This is a genomic window from Mucilaginibacter sp. Bleaf8, from assembly GCF_018390515.1.
Taxonomy (GTDB): Bacteria; Bacteroidota; Bacteroidia; order Sphingobacteriales; family Sphingobacteriaceae; genus Mucilaginibacter.
The window spans coordinates 773,273-792,993 of the sequence record NZ_JAHBBK010000003.1; the positions used below are offsets into that span (position 1 = coordinate 773,273).

General features: G+C 45.6%; 16 protein-coding genes and 1 riboswitch. Of the genes, 10 read left to right on the top strand and 6 right to left on the bottom strand.

What is annotated here, in order from left to right; all coding sequences use genetic code 11:
* Positions 1 to 34: 34 nt before the first annotated feature.
* From KHS38_RS16915 to KHS38_RS16925, 3 genes are read left to right on the top strand one after another with little or no spacing between them, the layout of a single operon-like run.
* Positions 35 to 676 carry a 4'-phosphopantetheinyl transferase family protein gene (locus tag KHS38_RS16915; RefSeq protein ID WP_213489717.1) on the top strand — a complete coding sequence of 214 codons (642 nt, stop codon included), beginning with the start codon at positions 35 to 37 and terminating at the stop codon, positions 674 to 676.
* Positions 677 to 678: 2 nt separating this feature from the next.
* Positions 679 to 1,410 (top strand): lipoyl(octanoyl) transferase LipB, encoded by a 732-nt coding sequence (gene lipB / locus KHS38_RS16920; RefSeq protein WP_213489718.1) that lies wholly within the window; start codon positions 679 to 681, stop codon positions 1,408 to 1,410.
* Between the two features lie 59 nt (positions 1,411 to 1,469).
* On the top strand, positions 1,470 to 2,114 hold the full coding sequence (locus tag KHS38_RS16925; RefSeq protein WP_249665441.1) for an SGNH/GDSL hydrolase family protein: 645 nt from the start codon (positions 1,470 to 1,472) through the stop codon (positions 2,112 to 2,114).
* 67 nt (positions 2,115 to 2,181) lie between these two features.
* On the opposite strand, the gene KHS38_RS16930 is transcribed toward KHS38_RS16925, so the two are convergent.
* A complete protein-coding gene (locus tag KHS38_RS16930) occupies positions 2,182 to 3,243 on the bottom strand; it encodes a branched-chain amino acid aminotransferase (protein ID WP_213489720.1) in 1,062 nt (353 codons plus the stop codon).
* Between the two features lie 124 nt (positions 3,244 to 3,367).
* Positions 3,368 to 3,435, top strand: a riboswitch (Fluoride riboswitch).
* A 30-nt stretch (positions 3,436 to 3,465) separates the two neighbouring features.
* On the opposite strand from KHS38_RS16930, the gene KHS38_RS16935 reads away from it, so the two are divergent.
* Both KHS38_RS16935 and KHS38_RS16940 read left to right on the top strand, forming a co-directional pair.
* Positions 3,466 to 4,743 (top strand): voltage-gated chloride channel family protein, encoded by a 1,278-nt coding sequence (locus KHS38_RS16935; protein ID WP_213489721.1) that lies wholly within the window; start codon positions 3,466 to 3,468, stop codon positions 4,741 to 4,743.
* Between the two features lie 79 nt (positions 4,744 to 4,822).
* Positions 4,823 to 5,305: a universal stress protein gene (locus KHS38_RS16940; RefSeq protein ID WP_213489722.1), complete on the top strand. Its 483-nt coding sequence runs from the start codon at positions 4,823 to 4,825 to the stop codon at positions 5,303 to 5,305.
* A gap of 52 nt (positions 5,306 to 5,357) precedes the next feature.
* Here the strand turns inward: KHS38_RS16940 and KHS38_RS16945 are convergent, their stop codons facing one another.
* The 3 genes from KHS38_RS16945 to KHS38_RS16955 all read right to left on the bottom strand — a co-directional run bounded on the left by KHS38_RS16945 (position 5,358) and on the right by KHS38_RS16955 (position 8,394).
* The gene (locus tag KHS38_RS16945; protein ID WP_213489723.1) at positions 5,358 to 6,650 is read right to left on the bottom strand and encodes an HAD-IB family phosphatase; all 1,293 of its coding nucleotides are present in this window, start codon (positions 6,648 to 6,650) and stop codon (positions 5,358 to 5,360) included.
* 106 nt (positions 6,651 to 6,756) lie between these two features.
* Entirely contained in the window at positions 6,757 to 7,266 is a 510-nt protein-coding gene (locus KHS38_RS16950) for a hypothetical protein (protein WP_213489724.1), read from the bottom strand.
* Between the two features lie 159 nt (positions 7,267 to 7,425).
* Positions 7,426 to 8,394 carry an NAD-dependent epimerase/dehydratase family protein gene (locus tag KHS38_RS16955; protein ID WP_213489725.1) on the bottom strand — a complete coding sequence of 323 codons (969 nt, stop codon included), beginning with the start codon at positions 8,392 to 8,394 and terminating at the stop codon, positions 7,426 to 7,428.
* Positions 8,395 to 8,466: 72 nt separating this feature from the next.
* Here KHS38_RS16955 and KHS38_RS16960 point away from each other — a divergent pair, with 72 nt between their 5' ends.
* Both KHS38_RS16960 and KHS38_RS16965 read left to right on the top strand, forming a co-directional pair.
* On the top strand, positions 8,467 to 9,654 hold the full coding sequence (locus KHS38_RS16960) for a formimidoylglutamase (RefSeq protein WP_213489726.1): 1,188 nt from the start codon (positions 8,467 to 8,469) through the stop codon (positions 9,652 to 9,654).
* 62 nt (positions 9,655 to 9,716) lie between these two features.
* A complete protein-coding gene (locus tag KHS38_RS16965) occupies positions 9,717 to 10,871 on the top strand; it encodes a TlpA disulfide reductase family protein (RefSeq protein ID WP_213489727.1) in 1,155 nt (384 codons plus the stop codon).
* A gap of 73 nt (positions 10,872 to 10,944) precedes the next feature.
* Here KHS38_RS16965 and purD read toward each other — a convergent pair whose 3' ends face one another.
* Complete coding sequence (purD, locus tag KHS38_RS16970; RefSeq protein WP_213489728.1) at positions 10,945 to 12,219, bottom strand: phosphoribosylamine--glycine ligase; 1,275 nt, start codon at positions 12,217 to 12,219, stop codon at positions 10,945 to 10,947.
* A 233-nt stretch (positions 12,220 to 12,452) separates the two neighbouring features.
* Between purD and secA the strand changes: the two genes are divergently transcribed.
* The 3 genes from secA to KHS38_RS16985 all read left to right on the top strand — a co-directional run bounded on the left by secA (position 12,453) and on the right by KHS38_RS16985 (position 17,515).
* A complete protein-coding gene (gene secA / locus KHS38_RS16975; protein ID WP_213489729.1) occupies positions 12,453 to 15,752 on the top strand; it encodes a preprotein translocase subunit SecA in 3,300 nt (1,099 codons plus the stop codon).
* A 102-nt stretch (positions 15,753 to 15,854) separates the two neighbouring features.
* On the top strand, positions 15,855 to 16,328 hold the full coding sequence (locus tag KHS38_RS16980) for an SPOR domain-containing protein (protein ID WP_213489730.1): 474 nt from the start codon (positions 15,855 to 15,857) through the stop codon (positions 16,326 to 16,328).
* A complete protein-coding gene (locus KHS38_RS16985; RefSeq protein ID WP_213489731.1) occupies positions 16,325 to 17,515 on the top strand; it encodes a M20 metallopeptidase family protein in 1,191 nt (396 codons plus the stop codon). The genes KHS38_RS16980 and KHS38_RS16985 overlap by 4 nt, the downstream gene beginning before the upstream one ends.
* A gap of 683 nt (positions 17,516 to 18,198) precedes the next feature.
* Here the strand turns inward: KHS38_RS16985 and asnS are convergent.
* Positions 18,199 to 19,635, bottom strand: coding sequence for an asparagine--tRNA ligase (gene asnS, locus KHS38_RS16990; RefSeq protein WP_213489732.1), 1,437 nt, complete (start codon positions 19,633 to 19,635; stop codon positions 18,199 to 18,201).
* Between the last annotated feature and the right edge of the window lie 86 nt (positions 19,636 to 19,721).

The window sequence follows — 19,721 nt, forward strand, 5'->3', positions numbered from 1 at the left end:
CTAATTTTGTTTCCTATGTTCGCAATTTTATTTTATGGCCATCGCATATAGAAAGCAAATTGGCAGCGATACCGAATTTGCGCTTTGGCGTATTGAGGAAGATGCAGAAACGCTGCTTGGGCAACTGCAGCTTAATGATGAAGAGCAGGCTTTTGTTGAACAGCTGGCCAGGGGCAAGCGCAGCCTGCAATGGCTGAGCACCCGCGTGTTGTTACGTACCATGCTCAATACCGACGAATACATTGACTGTAGAATAGATGCGCATGGAAAGCCTTACCTGGTTAATTTGCCTTACCATATATCTTTAAGCCATTCATTTGATTATGCGGCGGTTATGATTAGCCGGTCAAAGCCGGTGGGTATTGATATTGAACAGATAAAAGAAAAGGTAGAGCGGATTGCACATAAGTTTATGAAGCCCCGCGAGATGGACTTTATTGATCCGGCCCAAAAAATTGAGCAGTTATACGTATGCTGGTGCGCTAAAGAGGCTGTATACAAATGCTATGGCCGCAAAGAGGTTTCGTTTGCAGACAACATTGCCTTAGATGCTTTTGATGTTGCTGCCGAAGGTAGCCTGAATGCGCATTTACGTAAAGACGATGTAGCGATAGATTACCAGGTGGCCTACATGCAGTATGAAGATTATATGATTGGTTACGTTAAAGAAGAGTAACGATGAAGAACAAAAAAGTTGTTTTTCAGGACTGGGGCCTGATTGATTATAAAGAAGCCTGGGACAGGCAGGAAACCCTGTTTGGCCAAACTGTAAGATTAAAGACCGAACTGCGCAACCGCCAGTTGGCTGCACCCGCCGGTGGTGAAGCCGATGAGGATATATTAACGCCTAATTACCTGGTATTTTGCCAGCACCCTCATGTGTATACTTTAGGCAAAAGCGGTAAACCCGAGCATTTGCTGCTGGACGAAGCCGGTTTGAAAGAAAAAGAAGCTGTTTATTATCCCATTAACCGTGGTGGCGATATCACTTATCACGGGCCTGGCCAATTGGTAGCTTATCCTATTTTGGATCTGGATAACTTTTTTACCGATATACACCTGTACCTGCGTACGCTGGAAGAGGCCGTGATAAATACCCTGGCCGAATACGGTATTACTGCCGGCCGGTACCCGGGTTATACCGGTGTTTGGCTGGATGCCGATAATGAGCGCGCCCGCAAAATATGTGCTATGGGCGTACGCTGCAGCCGCTGGGTAACCATGCATGGGCTGGCCTTTAATGTAAATGCCAACCTGGACTATTTTAACAGCATTGTGCCCTGCGGTATTGATGATAAAGATGTAACCTCGCTACAGCGCGAACTGGGGCGTGAGGTTGATTTAAATGAAGTAAAAGAAATCCTGAAACGCCATATTTCCGTACTGTTTGGTATGGAGATAGTGGAATGAAGATAATAGCATTAACCTTATGGATAACGGCTGCATTAAGCAGTTGTAAAACCGTAAAAATGGATAACCAACCAGATACTGCACAAACCGTTGTTGCCGGTAATATTACCTGTTTAGCACTTGGCGATTCCTATACCATCGGCGAAGCTGTGCCTCAGCAGGAGAGCTTTCCTTACCAGCTCACTGCGCTACTCCACCAGCAGGGCTATGCAACGGCTTCACCTGTTATCATTGCCCGTACCGGCTGGACAACCGATGAACTGATTGCGGCAATAAACACGCAGGCGCTTACCCAAAAGTTTGATATTGTTACTTTGCTGATTGGGGTAAATAACCAGTACCGCGGGTATGAGAGTAATACGTATCGTACAGAGTTTGTACAGTTGTTGAATACCGCACTCACTTATGCCGGGGGTAATAAAAGCAGGGTATTTGTAGTGTCGATACCCGATTGGGGGGCAACGCCTTTTGCGGAAGGTCGTGACCGTGCACAGATTGCTGCTGAGATTGATCAGTACAATGCCATCAATAAAGCTGAGACTGAAAAGGCTGGTATAAGTTATACTGATATTACGCCTGGCTCCCGATTAGCAGCGCAGGATCGCTCCTTAATTGCCGCCGATGGTTTGCATCCTTCCGGTAAGATGTACGCACAATGGGTGCAGGCTTTGATAGGAAAAGTAACCGCAGGGTTGAAAAAGTAATCAGGTATTATAAACAAAAAGCGCCTCATGGTTTTCATGAGGCGCTTTTTGTTTAAGTAGTATTTATTTAAACCACATAGTTCCAACCATGGGTGTCGGTAGCACGACCATAGCGTATATCATTCAGGTGTTTGAATAGCTTGGTTGAAAATTCGCGGTTATCGCTCAATGTATATTCCTGATCCTGGTAAGAAATTGAGCCAATCGGTGCAATGGTAGCAGCTGTACCGGCGCCAAAGGCGTCGGTTAAAGTGCCATTCTGCGCAGCCTCTACAATGTCAGAAATGGCAACTCGGCGCTCTTCAACCGGCATGCCCCAATCACGTGCAATGGCCAGTACGGTATCACGGGTTACACCGTCCAACACGGTATCGCGGGTTGATGGGGTGATGAGTTTACCGTCAATTACAAACATTACGTTGGCTGCACCCAGCTCTTCTGCATATAAATGCTCTTTAGCATCGGTCCAAATCATCTGGTCAAACCCTTGCTCTGCGGCATGGCGGGTTGGCAGCATGGCACCAGCATAATTACCGGCCGCTTTGGCAAAACCAAAACCACCTTCGGCAGCACGGGTATATTCGGTTTCTACCTTAACACGCAGCGTTTTTGAAAAATAAGGGCCAACCGGGCAGGTAAGTACAATAAATTTATAAGTTTTAGAGGGTACCACACCCAGGTAAGGGTCGGTAGCAAACATAAACGGACGGATGTACAGTGAATGGTTATCAGCAGTAGGAATCCAGTCGCGGTCTACATCAACCAAAGCTGCAATGCTCTGTATAAAAATGTCAACCGGCAGTTCGGGCGCGCATAAGCGTTGTGCCGATTTATTGAAACGTGCAGCATTTTTATCCGGGCGGAAAACTGAAACGGTGCCATCTTCGTGTTTGTAAGCTTTTAAGCCTTCAAAAAAAGCCTGACCGTAGTGCAGTGATGATATAGCCGGACTAAGGCCTATTTCGCCGTAAGGTACTATCTGAAAGTTTTTCCATTCGCCATCGGCATAGTCGGCCACAAACATGTGGTCGGCAAAAGTATGCCCGAATACCAGGTTACTGAAGTCGGTTTCAGCCAGGCGCGAATGTGTAGTTTTAGTTATTTTAATGTCAAGCGTTTCGGTTGTCATAGCTCGATTAGTTTTGAAAAATGGCAAGTTAAGGAAATTTTGAGGCAATTGATAGCCGATGAGAAAATTGTACAGGCATCAATTTGAATTGATAAATCTAAAAACTTATCTCATATTTGCTTTATACCAAACAGGTGATGGTGCTCCACCTAATTGAACCGCTTGCAAAAAGCTGATGGCGCCTGCTCCAAATAAGTTATTAATTTATTTAATTGCGGGCTCATGTTTAAAGATTACTTTTCTAAATCATACACTGTTCTTCACTACATTATACGTTGGGTGCTCATTACGGTGCCGGTAGCTGTGGCCATAGGCAGCATGGTTGCCTTGTTTCTGTGGCTGCTTAACTGGGCTATACATTACCGTTTTGCGCATACGTGGCTGCTTTACCTGTTGCCGCTTGCCGGGGTAGTTATCCATTTTTTATATAAACTGTACGGACAATCAGCCGAGCGGGGTAATAACTTAATTATTGACGAGATACATAAACCGGGTGCCGGTGTTCCGCGCCGTATGGCTCCGTTGATACTGCTTACCACCGTTATTACCCATCTGTTTGGAGGTTCGGCCGGGCGAGAGGGAACGGCCGTGCAAATAGGCGGCAGTATAGCTAATTTGTTTGCAGGCTGGTTTAAGCTGCAACCACCCGATAAGCAAGTGATTTTAACTGCCGGTATAGCCGCCGGTTTCGGGGCTGTTTTTGGCACCCCGCTGGCCGGAACCATATTTGCCATGGAGGTAATAACCATCGGCCGCATTCAGTACAATACTTTACTGCCTTGCCTTATTGCCGGGCTGATAGGGGATGCAACCGTAGCTGCCTGGGGTGTGCAGCATACCCATTACCATATCAGTTATGTGGCAACAGTGCAAAGTTTTTATGGTCATCATCTTAGTGTTGATTTTTGGCTGCTATTAAAAGTAGTACTTGCCTCAGTTTGCTTTGGTTTAGCTGCGTATGCTTTTGCTGCCACAGCACATGGTGTTAAAAACATAACTACCCGATTTATAAAAACTACCTGGCTAATACCGGTTTGTGGCGCCCTGGCAATTATTGCTTTAACATTCATATTAGGAAAGCCTGATTATCTAAGCTTAGGTGTTGAACCGGAATACCCGGGCGCTGTAACCATTGTATCGGCATTTCAGCAGGGTGGGGTACATGCGATCAGCTGGTTTTGGAAGCTTATTTATACTTGCATTACGCTCGGAACAGGTTTTAAGGGCGGAGAGGTAACGCCGCTGTTTTATATTGGTGCCACATTGGGTAACACCTTAGCCGAGGTGTTAAACGCCCCGGTAAGCTTGTTTGCTGCCTTAGGATTTATAGCCGTTTTTGCCGGTGCCACCAACACGCCTTTGGCTTGTACTATTATGGGTATTGAGTTGTTTGGCAGCGAACATGCTTTGTTATTTGCCGTAGCCTGTTTTGTAGCTTATTACTGTAGCGGTGATGTTGGTATTTATACGGCCCAGCGTAGGGATGCCGGAAAGATTTAGCCCTTATAGTATGAACTAACAGCCGCAAAACAAATGGCTTTTCATCTGTTATATCATTACAACACAAAACCTATATAAAATGGAAATCTCAAGAATTTTAATCGGCATAGATAACAGTAAATATGCAGATCATGCAGCGGCTTATGGTTTTGGCTTAGCACGTAAATTCAATGCTTCGGTAGGTCTGGCCACCATCATTGAACCCGTGCCAACTACCGGTTCGCCCATGAACGATACTACGTTTGGGTTGCCGTTCGAGGGAACAGCTGATCTGGTAAATGTGGAGATGATGAACGCGCAGAATGATGCAGCCGATACGATACTGAATACTACCATTCAAAAATACGGTAGTGATTTGAATGTTACCCAGTTTACCGATTTTGGTTCCAGCGGCGACGGTATTTTGAGCTGTGCTGCACAATTCAATGCCGACCTGATTGTAATAGGTACCCATCACCGCAGCGGCATTGACCGCTTACTGATGGGCAGCGTAGCCGAAAGCGTAGTTCGTAACGCCACTGTACCCGTATTGGTAGTGCCGCTGGAAGGGGAAGAGGAATAAGCCTCTATCCCCCTAAAGAGGAAATGTCTATCCCTCTTTAGAGGGCGAAGATTTAATAAAGCAACCTGAATTTGATTGTAAAATGAATTGCTTTTAATTCGCTTAATACCTGTTCGTCATAGCCGGCGTTTACGTCGGTTATAACATATCCTATTTGGCTGTTGGTTACCAAAAACTCGCCTACAATATTGATTTCATGCCGGGCAAATACATCATTTATTTGCGCCAGTATGCCCGGTACGTTTTTGTGAATATGAATTAAGCGGTGTGCATTATTAATACGTGGTGGCTGCAGGTCGGGAAAGTTGCTGCTCATGTGTGTTTTGCCCTCGTTCATAAATGCCATTACCCTTTTCGGTATAAAATCGGCATTGCGCGGGTTGTGCTTTGGGTCATCAAAAATAATGATACCGTTTTCGCAGGCCACTTCCAGCGTTTTGCGGTTGTTAATTTTGCCAAAGCAGCCAATTACTTTCAGCTTACCGGCATTCTGCAGTTGCTCGGGCGTGGGCTGGTTCTGCTCATCGCAAAACAAAATACCGGCTTCCTGCAAATACTCTTCACGTATGGTATCCTGGTGGCGTATGTTGTAGCCCTCTTTACGCATTTGCGATAAAGCTTCATCTTCCACTTCACCAACCACTAAACATTTAATACGGTTTTTAGGGTAAGAGATAGCCCTGGGCAGGCGGTTAATGTATAAAAACTCATCCAGGCTTGGGGTTACGTGATCGGCTTTTTCTACTACCGATTTACGCTCGATGTTCTCCGTAAAGGCAAAGAAGGTTTTAATCAGTCCCGATTCTTTTAACTGAAAGTCGGAATAACCATCGCCTATACCATAAATATCACCCGGCAGGTTTAGCTCCTGCAATAGTTTTACCTTGCCGCCTTCCTGTGATAGCGGATTGGCACGATCGTACCCAATAATATGGCCTTCTTCATCAAACTTGAAGGTGTTGGCGTATATGTTTTCTTTTTTGATGTAGTACTCGGTAACTACCGGCGTGATGAACTCCTTGAAACCGCCCGATACGATCAGCACTTCATCAGCATGCTCTTTAAAAAACACGCTGTTACGTAAAAATGAAGGCGACACCTTTTTGCGCAGATGCTTGATCAGCAGGTTCAGATGGTCGCGGTTGGCCTGGAGCAGTTTTACGCGGCCTTCCAAACTATCAGCAAAAGATAACCGGCCTTCCATCGAGGCATTGGTAAAATCTTCAATCTGTTTGTAAATACTTTCGCGGTCGGGATGGTCTTTCAGCGATATGCGTGCCAGTTCGTCAAGCGCCTCTACCTGGGTAAAGGTACTGTCAAAGTCGATAATATAATACTGCCCCATGGTTGGGCACAAATATAGGTTTTATTATGATGTTCATTGGTGCGGTTGTTCATTAGTTCAATTGCTTTATCGAACAAGAAATGCTCCTGTTTTTATATCTTCTAAATTACATTGTGTTGAACTGTCCGGTAAAATGAGCTGGATATAATACTTCATAAAACCAATCGTCCTGTTTAGTCATTACTCGGCGTGCAATGATGGTGTTCTTTGAAAGATGTCTGGCTCCTATTGCGGATAGTACAATTGTAAGCGCCGAATCGATGTCATACACTGTAAAAAGCATATTAGCGCCGCCTGGACCAAGATCGGATGCCATCCATTCACCCAATTGCTCCTTTTCTAACTCGGTTGCAATCTCGTCTTCAAGATTACCCTTTAAGTCAAGCATAGTTAGGTCATCTTCAAGTGGTTGAGGAGTTATTTGTACAAACAGCAATTTATCCCCATCGTAAGGAATCCAGTTGTAGCTGGACGACCGTAGTTTTAATTGCTCTAAGTCTTGCTTATCAGCTGTAGTTTGTTTTATGAATGATTGCTTACTTGCTTCAGCTTCACTAATATCTATTTGATAGTATTCTATAACATGATTTTGATGGTTAGCTGTAGCTCTGATCACATCAATTATTTTGTCATTCTTGCTATATAAGGTGAAGACGCATTTGTATCATTCGCGTTAACTATCGGTCTCTTAGGCTTCATAAGCTTGTTAATTATGAAAGCTATAAGATTGATGATTAGTCTTATCATTAGTTATGCTGTAAGTAGTAACAAAGCTTCAATTCTTCAACACCGCACAAATCTCCGCAATAGTATCGGTTACCGGTTTAAAAGCAATCCCGGTAGCTTGCTTAATCTTCGCGTTATCGTAATTCTGCACAACGGTAGCCGATTGGGCGGCAATTTTATCAAGCGAAGGGGCGGTGCCAGTCACGCTGGCCCAAAATGAAGCGGCACGCCAGGCAACGGCCAGCATCCAGGGCTTGGCTTCGGTGGTAGGAGGTTTTATGCCAAAGCATTGAGCAATGGCGGCGGTAAGGTCTTTAAAATACCAGTTTTCGGCATTGATGATGTAGCGCTCAGCGGTATAGCTGCTGTTCATCAAGGCAATGATACAGCGGGCTACATCTTCCACATCAACCAGCCCGCAACTGCCACGGGTATAAAATTTTAGTCCGCGGCGTACGGTTTCAAAAATCTGTCCGCTGCCATCGGTACCAGCGGTTGGCCCTATAATTACAGACGGGTTTACAATTACAGCGTCCAAGCCTTCGGCAATGCCGCGCCATACCTCCATCTCGCTTTCCAGTTTAGATATGGCATAGCCATTATTGGCCGGCGTTTCTTCCAAATGGTGCTTTTCGGTAATCAGTTCCCCCTCTTTCGCCGCGCCAATGGCCGCAATAGAGCTTACATGTACCAATCGGGCGCCATACTGCAGGCATAGTTCCACCACATTGGCCGTACCGGTAATATTGGTGCTGATCATTGATTTCTTATCAGCCTCCTTAAATGATACCCATGCTGCGCAATGATACACTTGCGTAATGCCTTCAAATGCATCCTCCAAAGCAAAAATATCCAACATGTCTGCCTCGGTCCATTCAATCAGGTGCTGGTACGGTGTTAATAAGTCGGGGATTACTGATGTGCTTCGCTTAATGCAGCGCAGGCGGTTGTTTTGCTCAGCCAGTTGCCTGGCCAGTATAGAGCCTAAAAAACCTGTTGCACCAGTAACCAGAATCATGGAGTGAGTTTGATAAAAACAGCGCAATTTAATTTAAAATAATGGATATTTGAACTTTTGTAGAATACGGATATGTCGTTAGCGGATTTCTTTACCCCGGTTGATATTAATAAAATAGTACCCGGTCAGGGTTATAACCCTAATCATTTGGGTAGTAAAATAGAGGTGTATACCCATGCCTTTCCTGACTTGGATGAGAACAAGCCCGACCTGGTGATTTTTGGCGTGCAGGACGACCGCAATGCTGTTGGCAACCCCGGCTGTGCCCTCGGTCCCGATTACATTCGCGAAAAGTTATACCGCCTTTACCAGGGCGATTATGCTACCAAAATTTATGACTTGGGCAATATCAAACAAGGCGCCAGTGTATATGATACGTACTTTGCCTTAAAAACGGTTTTGTCTGATTTTGTAAAGAAAAACATTGTAGCAGTCATACTTGGCGGCGGTCAGGATTTGACCTATCCGCAGTATCTGGCTTATGAAGATACCGAGCAAAAAGTGGATCTGGTAGTGATCGACTCGCATTTTGACCTGGACGAAAGTGCCGAGATGGAAGAAACCGATGCCACTACATCCAACTCCTACCTCAATAAAATCTTTCTGCATGAACCCAACTACCTGTTTAACTTCAGTAATCTGGGCTACCAAACCTATTTTGTAAGCCAGGAAAGTTTGCGGGTAATGGATACCTTGTTTTTTGATGTGCACCGCCTGGGTGAACTGACCGGGCAAATGGGCGTAACAGAACCCATCATTCGCAATGCAGATATGATCAGTTTTGATATTGGCGCCATTCGCTCATCTGATGCGGCAGCTAATGCCAATGCTACACCCAACGGTTTTTATGGCGAAGAGGCTTGCCAGATGTGCCGCTATGCAGGTTTTAATGATAAGCTAACCTCGATAGGTTTTTATGAGTTTAACCCGGCTTATGATAGTAACGGCCAAACGGCCACCCTGCTGGCCGAAATGATATGGTATTTCATTGACGGCTTTTATAACCGCAAGCAGGATTTTCCGTTGCAGCCTAAAACACAATACCTGGTTTATAAAACAACCCTTACGCACGATGACCACGAAATGGTGTTTGTGAAAAGCAAAAAATCAGACCGTTGGTGGATGCAGGTACCTTACCCGGCCGGTGGTTCCATGAATGAGCGTTATCACCTGGTGCCCTGCCGTTACGAAGACTATACCACCGCCGTAGCCGGCGAAATGCCCGACCTGTGGTGGCGTACTTATCAAAAACTGGCCTAAAGCGTACCGCGCTGATACTTAAAAAGCGGGTTTGCCGTTAATGTTATTTGTTTAAAATATCGATGTTCAAAAAACTGTTATTCCTAATTGCTGCAGCTTTACCTTTTGCGGCTTCTGCCCAGTACTCGGGCACTTTTACCGTAAACGGCAAACTGGCTAAAGTAACCAAGCCGCTCAAAGCGTTTTTAATTTATCACCAGGGTAACGAGGATTTTGTTGATTCAACTATGTTGCTGGATGGTAAATTTCAGTTTAGCGGGCAGATTACTATGCCGCTTATTGCCTCTGTGGCCATCGATCATAACAATAAAGGCTTACAAGGGCTGAGTGAGAAAGATGATATCATGAATCTTTACCTCGAAAAGGGTAACATCTATATCAATGGTATTGATTCTTTATCGCATGCTACCATTACCGGTTCTGCTTTGAATGAAGACAATCAGGTAATTGCGCCTAAAATCAATAGCATCAACAGCCGGGCCGCCGCCTTATATAAAACGATACAAGCTGCCAAGCCGGATGAGCAGCAGTCTACCGTTTTTCAAAACAGCATGCAGGATAAATTCAAGGCCCTGCAACAGGAACGTGAAGGCGTAATCCGTGATTTTATAAGTAATCACCCTAATAGCTTTTTGAGTGTGCTGGCGCTTAATTCGCTTACAGGACCATCTGCTAATCCGGTTACCATAGCATCATTATATGGCGGCCTGTCGGCCGACTTGAAAAATAGCGATGCCGGTAAGCAGCTGCAGCAAAAAATTGATATGCTGAAGGTGACCGGCATTGGTGCCATGGCTCCTGACTTTACGCAAAACGATGTGAATGGTAAGCCGGTAAAGCTATCGTCATTCCGCGGTAAGTATGTATTGCTCGATTTCTGGGCATCATGGTGCCCGCCCTGCCGCCAGGAAAGTCCGAATCTGGTACGCGCTTACAATAAATTTAAGGACAAGAATTTTACCATCCTAAGCGTATCGCTTGATAAGCCTGATGCCAAAGCGGCATGGCTGAACGCGATCAAAGCCGACGGGCTGACCTGGACTAATGTATCCGACCTGAAATTCTGGAGCAACGAGGCGGCAGCTTTATACTATGTACAATCCATCCCGCAAAATTTCCTGATTGACCCAACAGGTAAAATCATTGCCAAGAACCTGCGCGGTGCAGATCTGGAAGGTAAACTGATTGAAGTTTTTATAAAAGCGGATAAGAAGTAATAAGTCTCAGTATAAAACAAAAACAGCCGCAAGATCAATTCTTGCGGCTGTTTTGTATATAGTAGTTTTGATATTATATCAAATCAAAGCCAATGTCTTTTCTAAAATATTTGCCATCATAATAAATACGGCTGGCATCCAGCGTAGCCTGCTGCAGGGCATCAAACATATTATCTTGTAAGGACGTGATAGCCAGCACGCGGCCGCCATTGGTAATCACATCATCGCCTTGCTGGCTGGTGCCTGCATGGAATGCTATAGAACCGCGCACGTTTTCCAACCCGCTAATTACTTTATTTTTCAGGTATTCACCAGGATAGCCCCCTGCTACACATACAACAGTAGCGGCTATCTTGTCCGATATTTTTAATTCTTTTTCATGCAGGTTGCCTTCGGCCACGCCTTGCAGTAAATCCATAAAGTCCGACTCAATCCGTGGCATTACGCTTTCCGTTTCCGGATCGCCCATACGGCAGTTGTATTCAATTACATAAGGTTCGCCGGCGCAATTCATCAGGCCAATAAAAATAAAGCCTTTGTAAGGAATGCCTTCCTGCTTTAAACCTTCAACCGTTGGTATCACAATGGTTTGTTCTACCTTTTGCATAAAGGCAGCATCGGCAAACGGTACTGGCGATACGGAACCCATGCCGCCGGTATTGAGGCCGGTGTCGCCTTCGCCAATGCGTTTGTAATCTTTGGCTTCCGGTAGTATTTTGTAGGTATTGCCGTCAGTAAGTACAAATACAGATAGTTCAATGCCTTGCAAAAACTGCTCAACAACTACTTTAGAGCTGGCATCGCCAAATTTGGCCTCGGTAAGCATTTCAACCAGTTCCTGCTGCGCTTCCTGCAGGGTAAGGCAAATCAATACGCCCTTGCCGGCTGCCAGGCCATCTGCTTTTAATACAATAGGCAAGCCGGCTGTAGCCAGGTAGGATAAGCCATCCTGCAGCGTATCGCGCGTAAAAGTGCGCGAGGCGGCGGTTGGTATATGGTGCCGCTGCATAAATTGCTTTGAAAAATCTTTACTACCCTCTAATTGAGCGCCATATTGTTGCGGGCCAATTACCGGTACTTTTTTCAGCCCTTCATCGTTCAAAAAGAAATCATGAATACCTTTTACCAAAGGTTCTTCGGGGCCAACCAATATCATGTCAATGCCGTTGGCCAGCACAAAGGCCTTGATGCCTTCAAAGTCGGTCACCTTTAAATCAACGTTGGTGCCGTACTGTGTGGTGCCGGCATTGCCCGGCGCAATAAATAACTGATTGCATTTGGGGCTTTGTGAAAGTTTCCAGGCGAAGGCGCTTTCACGTCCGCCTGAACCGATGAGCAGGATATTCATGGCCGTAAAGATAGGAGTTTTTGAGTATCAAGTATCAAGTAGTTGGTATCAGGCGCGCAGAACACCGTAAAGTAATTGACAGTAAAACCCGGTTAAAGTGTCAGATTAATGTCTGCTTACTTCATACTAAATACTTGATACTCCATCTAAAAACTGTAACTTTACCTGCCATAATGGCTTTTAAAGCCTGTTGGCGTAATTGTTGGGATAGAAGTATTATATCAAATTAAAACATGTTAGGATTTATTAGTAAGCTTTTTGGTAACAAATCAGAGCGCGATGTGAAAGGCATACAGCCTCTGGTTGAAAAAATAAAAAGCGAGTTTGCCAAGCTCGATACATTGAGCAATGATGAGCTGAGAGCAAAAACCACAGATTTTAAAGAAAGAATACAGCAAGGCCTGGCCCAGATTGATGAGCAAATCAAAGCTATTAAAGATGAGGTAGAGGGTAATGGTGATATAGATGTTAATGAGAAGGTAGAATTATATACCCGTATCGATAAACTTGAAAAAGACCGCAACAAAGAACTGGAAGTGATATTGATGAATATCCTGCCGGAAGCATTTGCTGTGGTAAAAGAAACTGCACGCCGTTTGGCTAACAACCCAACGCTTGAAGTTACTGCAACTGAATTTGACCGCGTACTGGCTGCACGTAAGCCTAACGTGGTAATTAGCGGCGATAAAGCAACGCATAGCAATACCTGGAAAGCGGCTGGCAACCAGGTTACCTGGAATATGGTACATTACGATGTGCAGCTGATTGGCGGTATTGTACTGCACCAGGGTAAAATTGCCGAGATGGCTACCGGTGAGGGTAAAACCCTGGTGGCTACCCTGCCTGCTTACCTGAATGCACTTGCCGGGCAAGGTGTACACATTGTAACCGTGAATGATTATCTGGCCCGTCGTGACTCGGAGTGGATGGGGCCACTGTATGAGTTCCACGGGTTATCGGTTGATTGTATTGATAAGCACGAGCCTAACTCAGAGGCGCGCCGCAATGCCTACCTGGCCGATATTACCTTTGGTACCAACAACGAATTTGGTTTCGATTACCTGCGCGATAACATGACCCGCAGCCCCGAAGAGCTGGTGCAGCGCAAGCAGCACTTTGCCATGGTGGATGAGGTTGACTCCGTATTGATTGACGATGCCCGTACGCCACTGATCATTTCAGGCCCGATTCCGCGCGGCGATCAGCATGAGTTTTACATGCTGAAACCACGTATCGAGCGTTTGGTAAATGCGCAGAAAGCATACATCAACACCGCTTTGAATGAGGCGAAGAAACAGATATCCGAAGGTAAAGTTGGTCCTGAGGATGGTGGCATGGCACTATTACGTGCGCACCGCGGTTTGCCTAAAAGCAAGGCTTTAATTAAGTTTTTGAGCGAGGGTGGCAACAAAACCGTTCTGCAAAAAACTGAAAATTACTACATGCAGGATCAGGGCAAGGAAATGCCTAAGGTAGATGCTGACCTGTACTTCATTATTGATGAGAAAAATAACTCAGTAGAACTTACTGAAAAAGGTATTGAGCTGATTACCGCTTCGGGCGAGGATCCTCGTTTCTTCGTGATGCCGGATGTGGGTACAGAGATTGCCAATATCGAGAAGTCGAGTTTAAGCGCCGAAGAGAAAGTTACGCAGAAAGATGAGCTGATGCGCGATTTCTCTATCAAATCTGAGCGTATCCACTCTATCAACCAGTTGCTGAAAGCCTACACTTTGTTCGAGAAAGACGTAGAGTATATTTTGGACGAAGGCAAGGTGAAGATTGTGGACGAGCAAACCGGCCGTGTGCTGGATGGCCGTCGTTATTCTGACGGTTTGCACCAGGCCATTGAGGCTAAAGAAAACGTAAAGGTTGAAGATGCAACCCAAACGTTTGCTACCATTACGCTGCAAAATTATTTCCGTATGTACCACAAGCTTTGCGGTATGACGGGTACTGCCGTAACTGAGGCTGGCGAGTTCTGGGAAATTTACAAATTGGACGTGGTTGAAATTCCAACCAATACACCAATCAGTCGTGATGACCGCCAGGATTTGGTTTACCGCACCATGCGCGAAAAATATAATGCCGTGGCCGACGAGATTGTGAAACTAACGCAAGCCGGTCGTCCGGTGCTGGTAGGTACCACCTCGGTTGAGATTTCGGAATTACTGAGCCGTATGCTGAAACTGCGCGGCATTAAACACAACGTACTGAACGCCAAAATGCACCAGAAAGAGGCAGATATTGTTGCCGAAGCTGGTCAGGCCGGAACGGTAACTATTGCTACCAACATGGCTGGTCGTGGTACGGATATTAAGCTGGGCGCAGGCGTTAAAGAAGCCGGCGGTTTAGCAATCGTAGGTACCGAGCGCCACGAGTCGCGCCGGGTTGACCGCCAGTTGCGTGGTCGTGCTGGTCGTCAGGGTGATCCGGGCTCTTCTCAGTTCTTCGTGTCGTTAGAAGATAACCTGATGCGTTTATTCGGTTCTGAGCGTATCTCAAGCCTGATGGTGCGCATGGGTATTGAAGAAGGAGAAGTAATCCAGCACTCTATGATTACCAAATCCATAGAGCGTGCACAGAAGAAAGTAGAAGAGAACAACTTCGGTATCCGTAAACGCCTGCTGGAGTATGACGACGTGATGAACTCACAACGTACAGTAGTTTACGCTAAACGTAAAAATGCCTTGTTTGGCGAGCGTTTGGATGTAGATATCAACAATACCATTTATGATGTAGTTGAAGATGTGGTAACCGAGTACAAAGAGGCCAACAACTATGAAGGCTTGCAAATGGAGATTATCCGCCTGTTCTCGGTAGATATCGAACTGTCGCAAGATCAGTTTGCCGCTACCAACCTGAACCAGTTGGTTGATACCGTTTATAACCACGTAAATGATTTCTATCACCGTAAAAAAGAGGTGATTGCCGAACAGGCCTTCCCGGTATTGCAGGATGTGTATGAAACGCGTGGTGAGTTTGTAGAAAATATCATTGTACCATTTACTGATGGTGTACATGGTATGCAGGTTGCCGTACCGCTTAAAAAAGCGGTTGAAAACCATGGGCATGAGGTTTTCAAATCATTCGAGAAAAACGTGATTCTGTATCATATTGATGATGCGTGGAAAGAACACCTGCGCGAGATGGACGAATTAAAGCAATCTGTACAAAATGCCGTTTATGAGCAGAAAGATCCGTTGCTCGTCTATAAATTTGAAGCATTCCAACTGTTCCGTCAGATGCTGACCAATGTGAACAAGGAGCTGGTAAGCTTCCTGTTTAGGGGCGGTATCCCAATGCAGCAAGCACCTGAAGAACTGCAGGAAGCACGCCCTGAACCTAAAACCGATATGCGCCAGATGAAGGTGTCAAAGCCTGAACTGGTTGCCGAAAGTAACGGCGTACCTGTTGAAGATCTGCAGGAACTGCAAAAGCCAACACCGGCAAAAGCCGAACAAAGAATAGGTCGTAATGACCCATGCCCTTGCGGTAGTGGCAAGAAGTTTAAAAACTGCCACGGCGCATAAGGCCATTCTTAAAATATAACTCATGCCATTGCGAGGTACGAGGTTGTTACTGCATTATGTGTAGAATGGCCTTGTATCTCGCAATCATGTTATAAGGTATACATGAACGAATTAAAGAAGACAGGACTTTTAATAAGTAACAAGGGGGTACGGCTCTCGGCTATTGCTTTTTTATTGGCAATAAACTTTGCTGCCAAAGCACAAACACGTGGCCGGCTCGAAATTATTAAAGACCCGCGCCTTGACTCACTCATTGCCCGCCGAAACAGCATTGGCAAATCAAGAGGAGGACGTGCAGGTGGCGGCATTTCGGCTTACGGGTACCGCGTGCAATTCTTTTCAGGTTCGGGCCGTAAAGATGCATTCAATGCGCAGAATAAATTTCAGCAATTGTACCCCGAAATACGTACCTATATCACTTATCGCGAACCGAATTTTAAAGTGAAGGCGGGCGATTTTCGTACGCGTTTGGAAGCTGCAAAAATGATGGAAAGCCTACGTGGCAAGTTTATCAGTATGTTTATCCTGTCCGAAAAAATTAACCCACCCAAGTTAGAAACCAATCCTCAGCCATGATCAAAGAAAGAATACAGGAGTTATCTAAAAATATATTTAACGATGTGGTAGCTAACCGCCGCCATTTGCATGCACATCCCGAATTATCTTTTCAGGAGATAGCTACCTCGGCTTACGTGGCAGCTAAGCTGGATGAGTTGCAAATACCTTACACCCGTATGGCTGATAATGGTTTGGTAGGTTTAATTAAAGGCAATAAACCGTCAGCCAATGAGAATGTAATTGCATTGCGGGCCGATATGGATGCATTGCCCATTATAGAGGCTAATGATGTAGCATACAAATCGCAAAACCCCGGTGTAATGCATGCCTGCGGACATGATGTGCATACCTCTTCGCTATTGGGTACGGCTACTATTTTAAGCCAGCTTAAGGATGAGTTTTCCGGTACGGTGAAGCTGATATTCCAACCGGCGGAAGAAAAGCTGCCCGGTGGAGCCAGTTTGATGATTCAGCAGGGCGTGTTGGAAAACCCGCGGCCGCAGGCCGTGATCGGTCAGCACGTAATGCCGTTGATTGATGCCGGTAAAGTGGGGTTCCGTGCAGGTAAGTACATGGCCTCTACCGATGAGATATACGTAACCGTAAAAGGCAAAGGCGGCCATGGCGCGCAGCCGCAGCAGAATATTGACCCGGTAATTATTACTGCACATATATTAACTGCCCTGCAACAGGTGGTAAGCCGTTTTGCCGACCCTAAAAGCCCGTCCGTATTATCATTCGGTAAAGTAATTGCCAATGGCGCTACCAACGTTATTCCGAACGAGGTATACTTGGAAGGTACCTTCCGCACTATGGATGAGCAGTGGCGCAAGGAAGCGCACATTCGCATGAAAAAGATGGCCGAAGGTATTGCTGAAAGCATGGGCGGTAGTTGCGATTTCAATATTATGCATGGCTATCCTTTCCTCATCAACGAAGAAAAACTAACCGCCGCTGCACGTGGCTACGCTGAAGATTATTTAGGTAAAGAAAATGTAGTTGACCTGGACATTTGGATGGCCGCCGAAGACTTTGCCTACTACTCACAAGTTGCCGATAGTTGTTTTTACCGCCTGGGTACCCGCAATGAAAGCCGTGGTATCACCTCTGCCGTACATACGCCAACATTTGATGTAGAGGAGAATGCGCTAAGTATTAGTACAGGCTTAATGGCTTATATGGCAGTTAAGCAATTAGGGAACTAAAATTCACAAAAAAGGCTTCTAATTATTTGGAAGCCTTCTTTGTGTTCTGTTCTGTGCTTCGTTAGGATAGGGGGGCGATTTTACCACAGCCTGTGGATGTTACTTTTATTTTACCGCAAAAGAAAAGTAACCAAAAGAAAACTCCCGGCCGCACCTTCTTTCTACTCAAGACAATGCCGGTACTTTCTGTAGTAGCTACCGAAAGAAGCTGAATGCCGGTTTTGTTTTGGCTTGTTCGGGCAGTGCTTTATCTGTAGTAATAAAAATCTCTATTTATAACCTCTCTGGAATTGTTATGGCGAGCGATAGCGTGGCCCTCTCTTCGCAAGCTTATGACAACCGACGTGATGGCCACGTCGCTATCGCTCCTCGCCATGACAACCTGTTGTATATCCACTAGAACTATACGAAATTAATTCACGAACGAGCGTGGGGCTTCTTTCGCACCCGGCCGGGTGTATGGCCTGCAGGGTTGGCAGGGATTGCGAAAGATAGGCCTTTTGGTTACTTTGTGGCTATGACAAAGTAACTGGCCTCCGCGGCCAAGAGCGGACGAAGAAGGTAAACCTCCACTTAAGTAAGTTTAACAGCAAAACAAAACCAAACCGCATAAACCAAAGCCATAAAACAAAAAAAGGTCTTACCGAAGCGATAAGACCTCTTTCTATTATGTATCAGATTGTTTAAAACTCTGCATTTTTAGGGAACCTTGGGAAAGGAATCACATCACGGATATTACCCATACCGGTAACAAACAGTACCAAACGCTCAAATCCTAAACCAAATCCCGAGTGCGGACAAGCACCAAAGCGGCGAGTGTCCAGGTACCACCAAAGCTCTTCTTTCGGGATGCCCATCTCGTCCATGCGTTGTTCCAGTCTGTCCAGGCGCTCTTCACGTTGCGAGCCGCCAACAATTTCGCCAATGCCCGGGAACAGGATATCCATAGCGCCAACGGTTTTGCCGTCGTCATTTTGGCGCATGTAAAAGGCTTTGATTTCTTTCGGGTAGTCGGTTAATATTACCGGCTTCTTAAAGTGCTTTTCTACCAGGTAGCGCTCATGTTCTGATTGCAGATCGGTACCCCAGCCTTCAACAGGGTACTGGAACTTTTTCTTTTTGTTCGGTGTAGAGTTGATCAGGATATCAATTGCCTCAGTATATGTTAAACGTTCAAAGTCGTTGTTCAAACAAAACTCCAGCTTCTCGATCAAAGTCATTTCCGAGCGCTCGTTCTGCGGCTTGTTCTTTTCTTCTTCCAGTAAACGCTGGTTTAAGAACTCCAGATCCTCGCGGTTATGTTCAAGCGCATAGCTAATCACATATTTTAATAAACCTTCGGCCAGGTTCATGTTGTCCTGCAGGTCGTAAAAGGCCATTTCCGGCTCAATCATCCAAAACTCAGCCAAGTGGCGGGTAGTGTTGGAGTTTTCGGCACGGAAGGTAGGGCCAAAGGTGTAAATGTCGCTCAAAGCCATAGCACCCAATTCGCCTTCTAACTGGCCGGATACGGTAAGGTTAGTGGCTTTACCAAAAAAGTCTTGCTTGTAATCAATTTGTCCATCTTCGGTACGTGGCGGGTTAGCCAGGTCAAAATTGGTTACTTTGAAAGCTTCACCGGCGCCTTCCGCATCTGATGCGGTGATAACCGGCGTATGCAGATAAACAAAGCCCTGGTTCTGGAAAAACTGGTGCACCGCAAAAGCCAGGCTGTTGCGTACCCGGAATATCGCGCCAAAGGTTTGGGTACGGAAACGCAGGTGTGCAATCTCACGCAAAAACTCCAAGCTGTGCTTTTTAGGCTGCAGCGGATATTTTTCAGGATCACTATCGCCCAGTATCTCAATGCTGGTAGCTTTTACCTCTACAGTTTGGCCTTTACCCAGTGAGGCTACCAGCATACCGGTAGCACTGATGGCCGCACCGGTAGTAATGCGTTTAAGCAGGGCCTCGTCGGTGTTCTGAAAATCAACTACGATTTGCAGGTTATTATTGGTTGAGCCATCATTTAAAGCAATAAACTGATTGTTACGGAAGGTACGAACCCAACCCTTAACGGTTACTTCAACATCGGTTTGTGTACTTTGCAGTAGTGCTTTAATTTTAATTCGCTGACTCATATGTAAAATATAGTTTGAATAGCAAAAATACAATTATTTAGATATTTAGAGCCAAGAAACAAGAGCCATGGAACAAGACAAATAAA

Coding starts and splice junctions, on each gene's coding strand:
- KHS38_RS16915 (WP_213489717.1), top strand. CDS start 35: ATGGCCATCGCATATAGAAAGCAAATTGGCAGCGATACCGAATTTGCG.
- lipB (WP_213489718.1), top strand. CDS start 679: ATGAAGAACAAAAAAGTTGTTTTTCAGGACTGGGGCCTGATTGATTAT.
- KHS38_RS16925 (WP_249665441.1), top strand. CDS start 1,470: ATGGATAACCAACCAGATACTGCACAAACCGTTGTTGCCGGTAATATT.
- KHS38_RS16930 (WP_213489720.1), bottom strand. CDS start 3,243: ATGACAACCGAAACGCTTGACATTAAAATAACTAAAACTACACATTCG.
- KHS38_RS16935 (WP_213489721.1), top strand. CDS start 3,466: ATGTTTAAAGATTACTTTTCTAAATCATACACTGTTCTTCACTACATT.
- KHS38_RS16940 (WP_213489722.1), top strand. CDS start 4,823: ATGGAAATCTCAAGAATTTTAATCGGCATAGATAACAGTAAATATGCA.
- KHS38_RS16945 (WP_213489723.1), bottom strand. CDS start 6,650: ATGGGGCAGTATTATATTATCGACTTTGACAGTACCTTTACCCAGGTA.
- KHS38_RS16955 (WP_213489725.1), bottom strand. CDS start 8,394: ATGATTCTGGTTACTGGTGCAACAGGTTTTTTAGGCTCTATACTGGCC.
- KHS38_RS16960 (WP_213489726.1), top strand. CDS start 8,467: ATGTCGTTAGCGGATTTCTTTACCCCGGTTGATATTAATAAAATAGTA.
- KHS38_RS16965 (WP_213489727.1), top strand. CDS start 9,717: ATGTTCAAAAAACTGTTATTCCTAATTGCTGCAGCTTTACCTTTTGCG.
- purD (WP_213489728.1), bottom strand. CDS start 12,219: ATGAATATCCTGCTCATCGGTTCAGGCGGACGTGAAAGCGCCTTCGCC.
- secA (WP_213489729.1), top strand. CDS start 12,453: ATGTTAGGATTTATTAGTAAGCTTTTTGGTAACAAATCAGAGCGCGAT.
- KHS38_RS16980 (WP_213489730.1), top strand. CDS start 15,855: ATGAACGAATTAAAGAAGACAGGACTTTTAATAAGTAACAAGGGGGTA.
- KHS38_RS16985 (WP_213489731.1), top strand. CDS start 16,325: ATGATCAAAGAAAGAATACAGGAGTTATCTAAAAATATATTTAACGAT.
- asnS (WP_213489732.1), bottom strand. CDS start 19,635: ATGAGTCAGCGAATTAAAATTAAAGCACTACTGCAAAGTACACAAACC.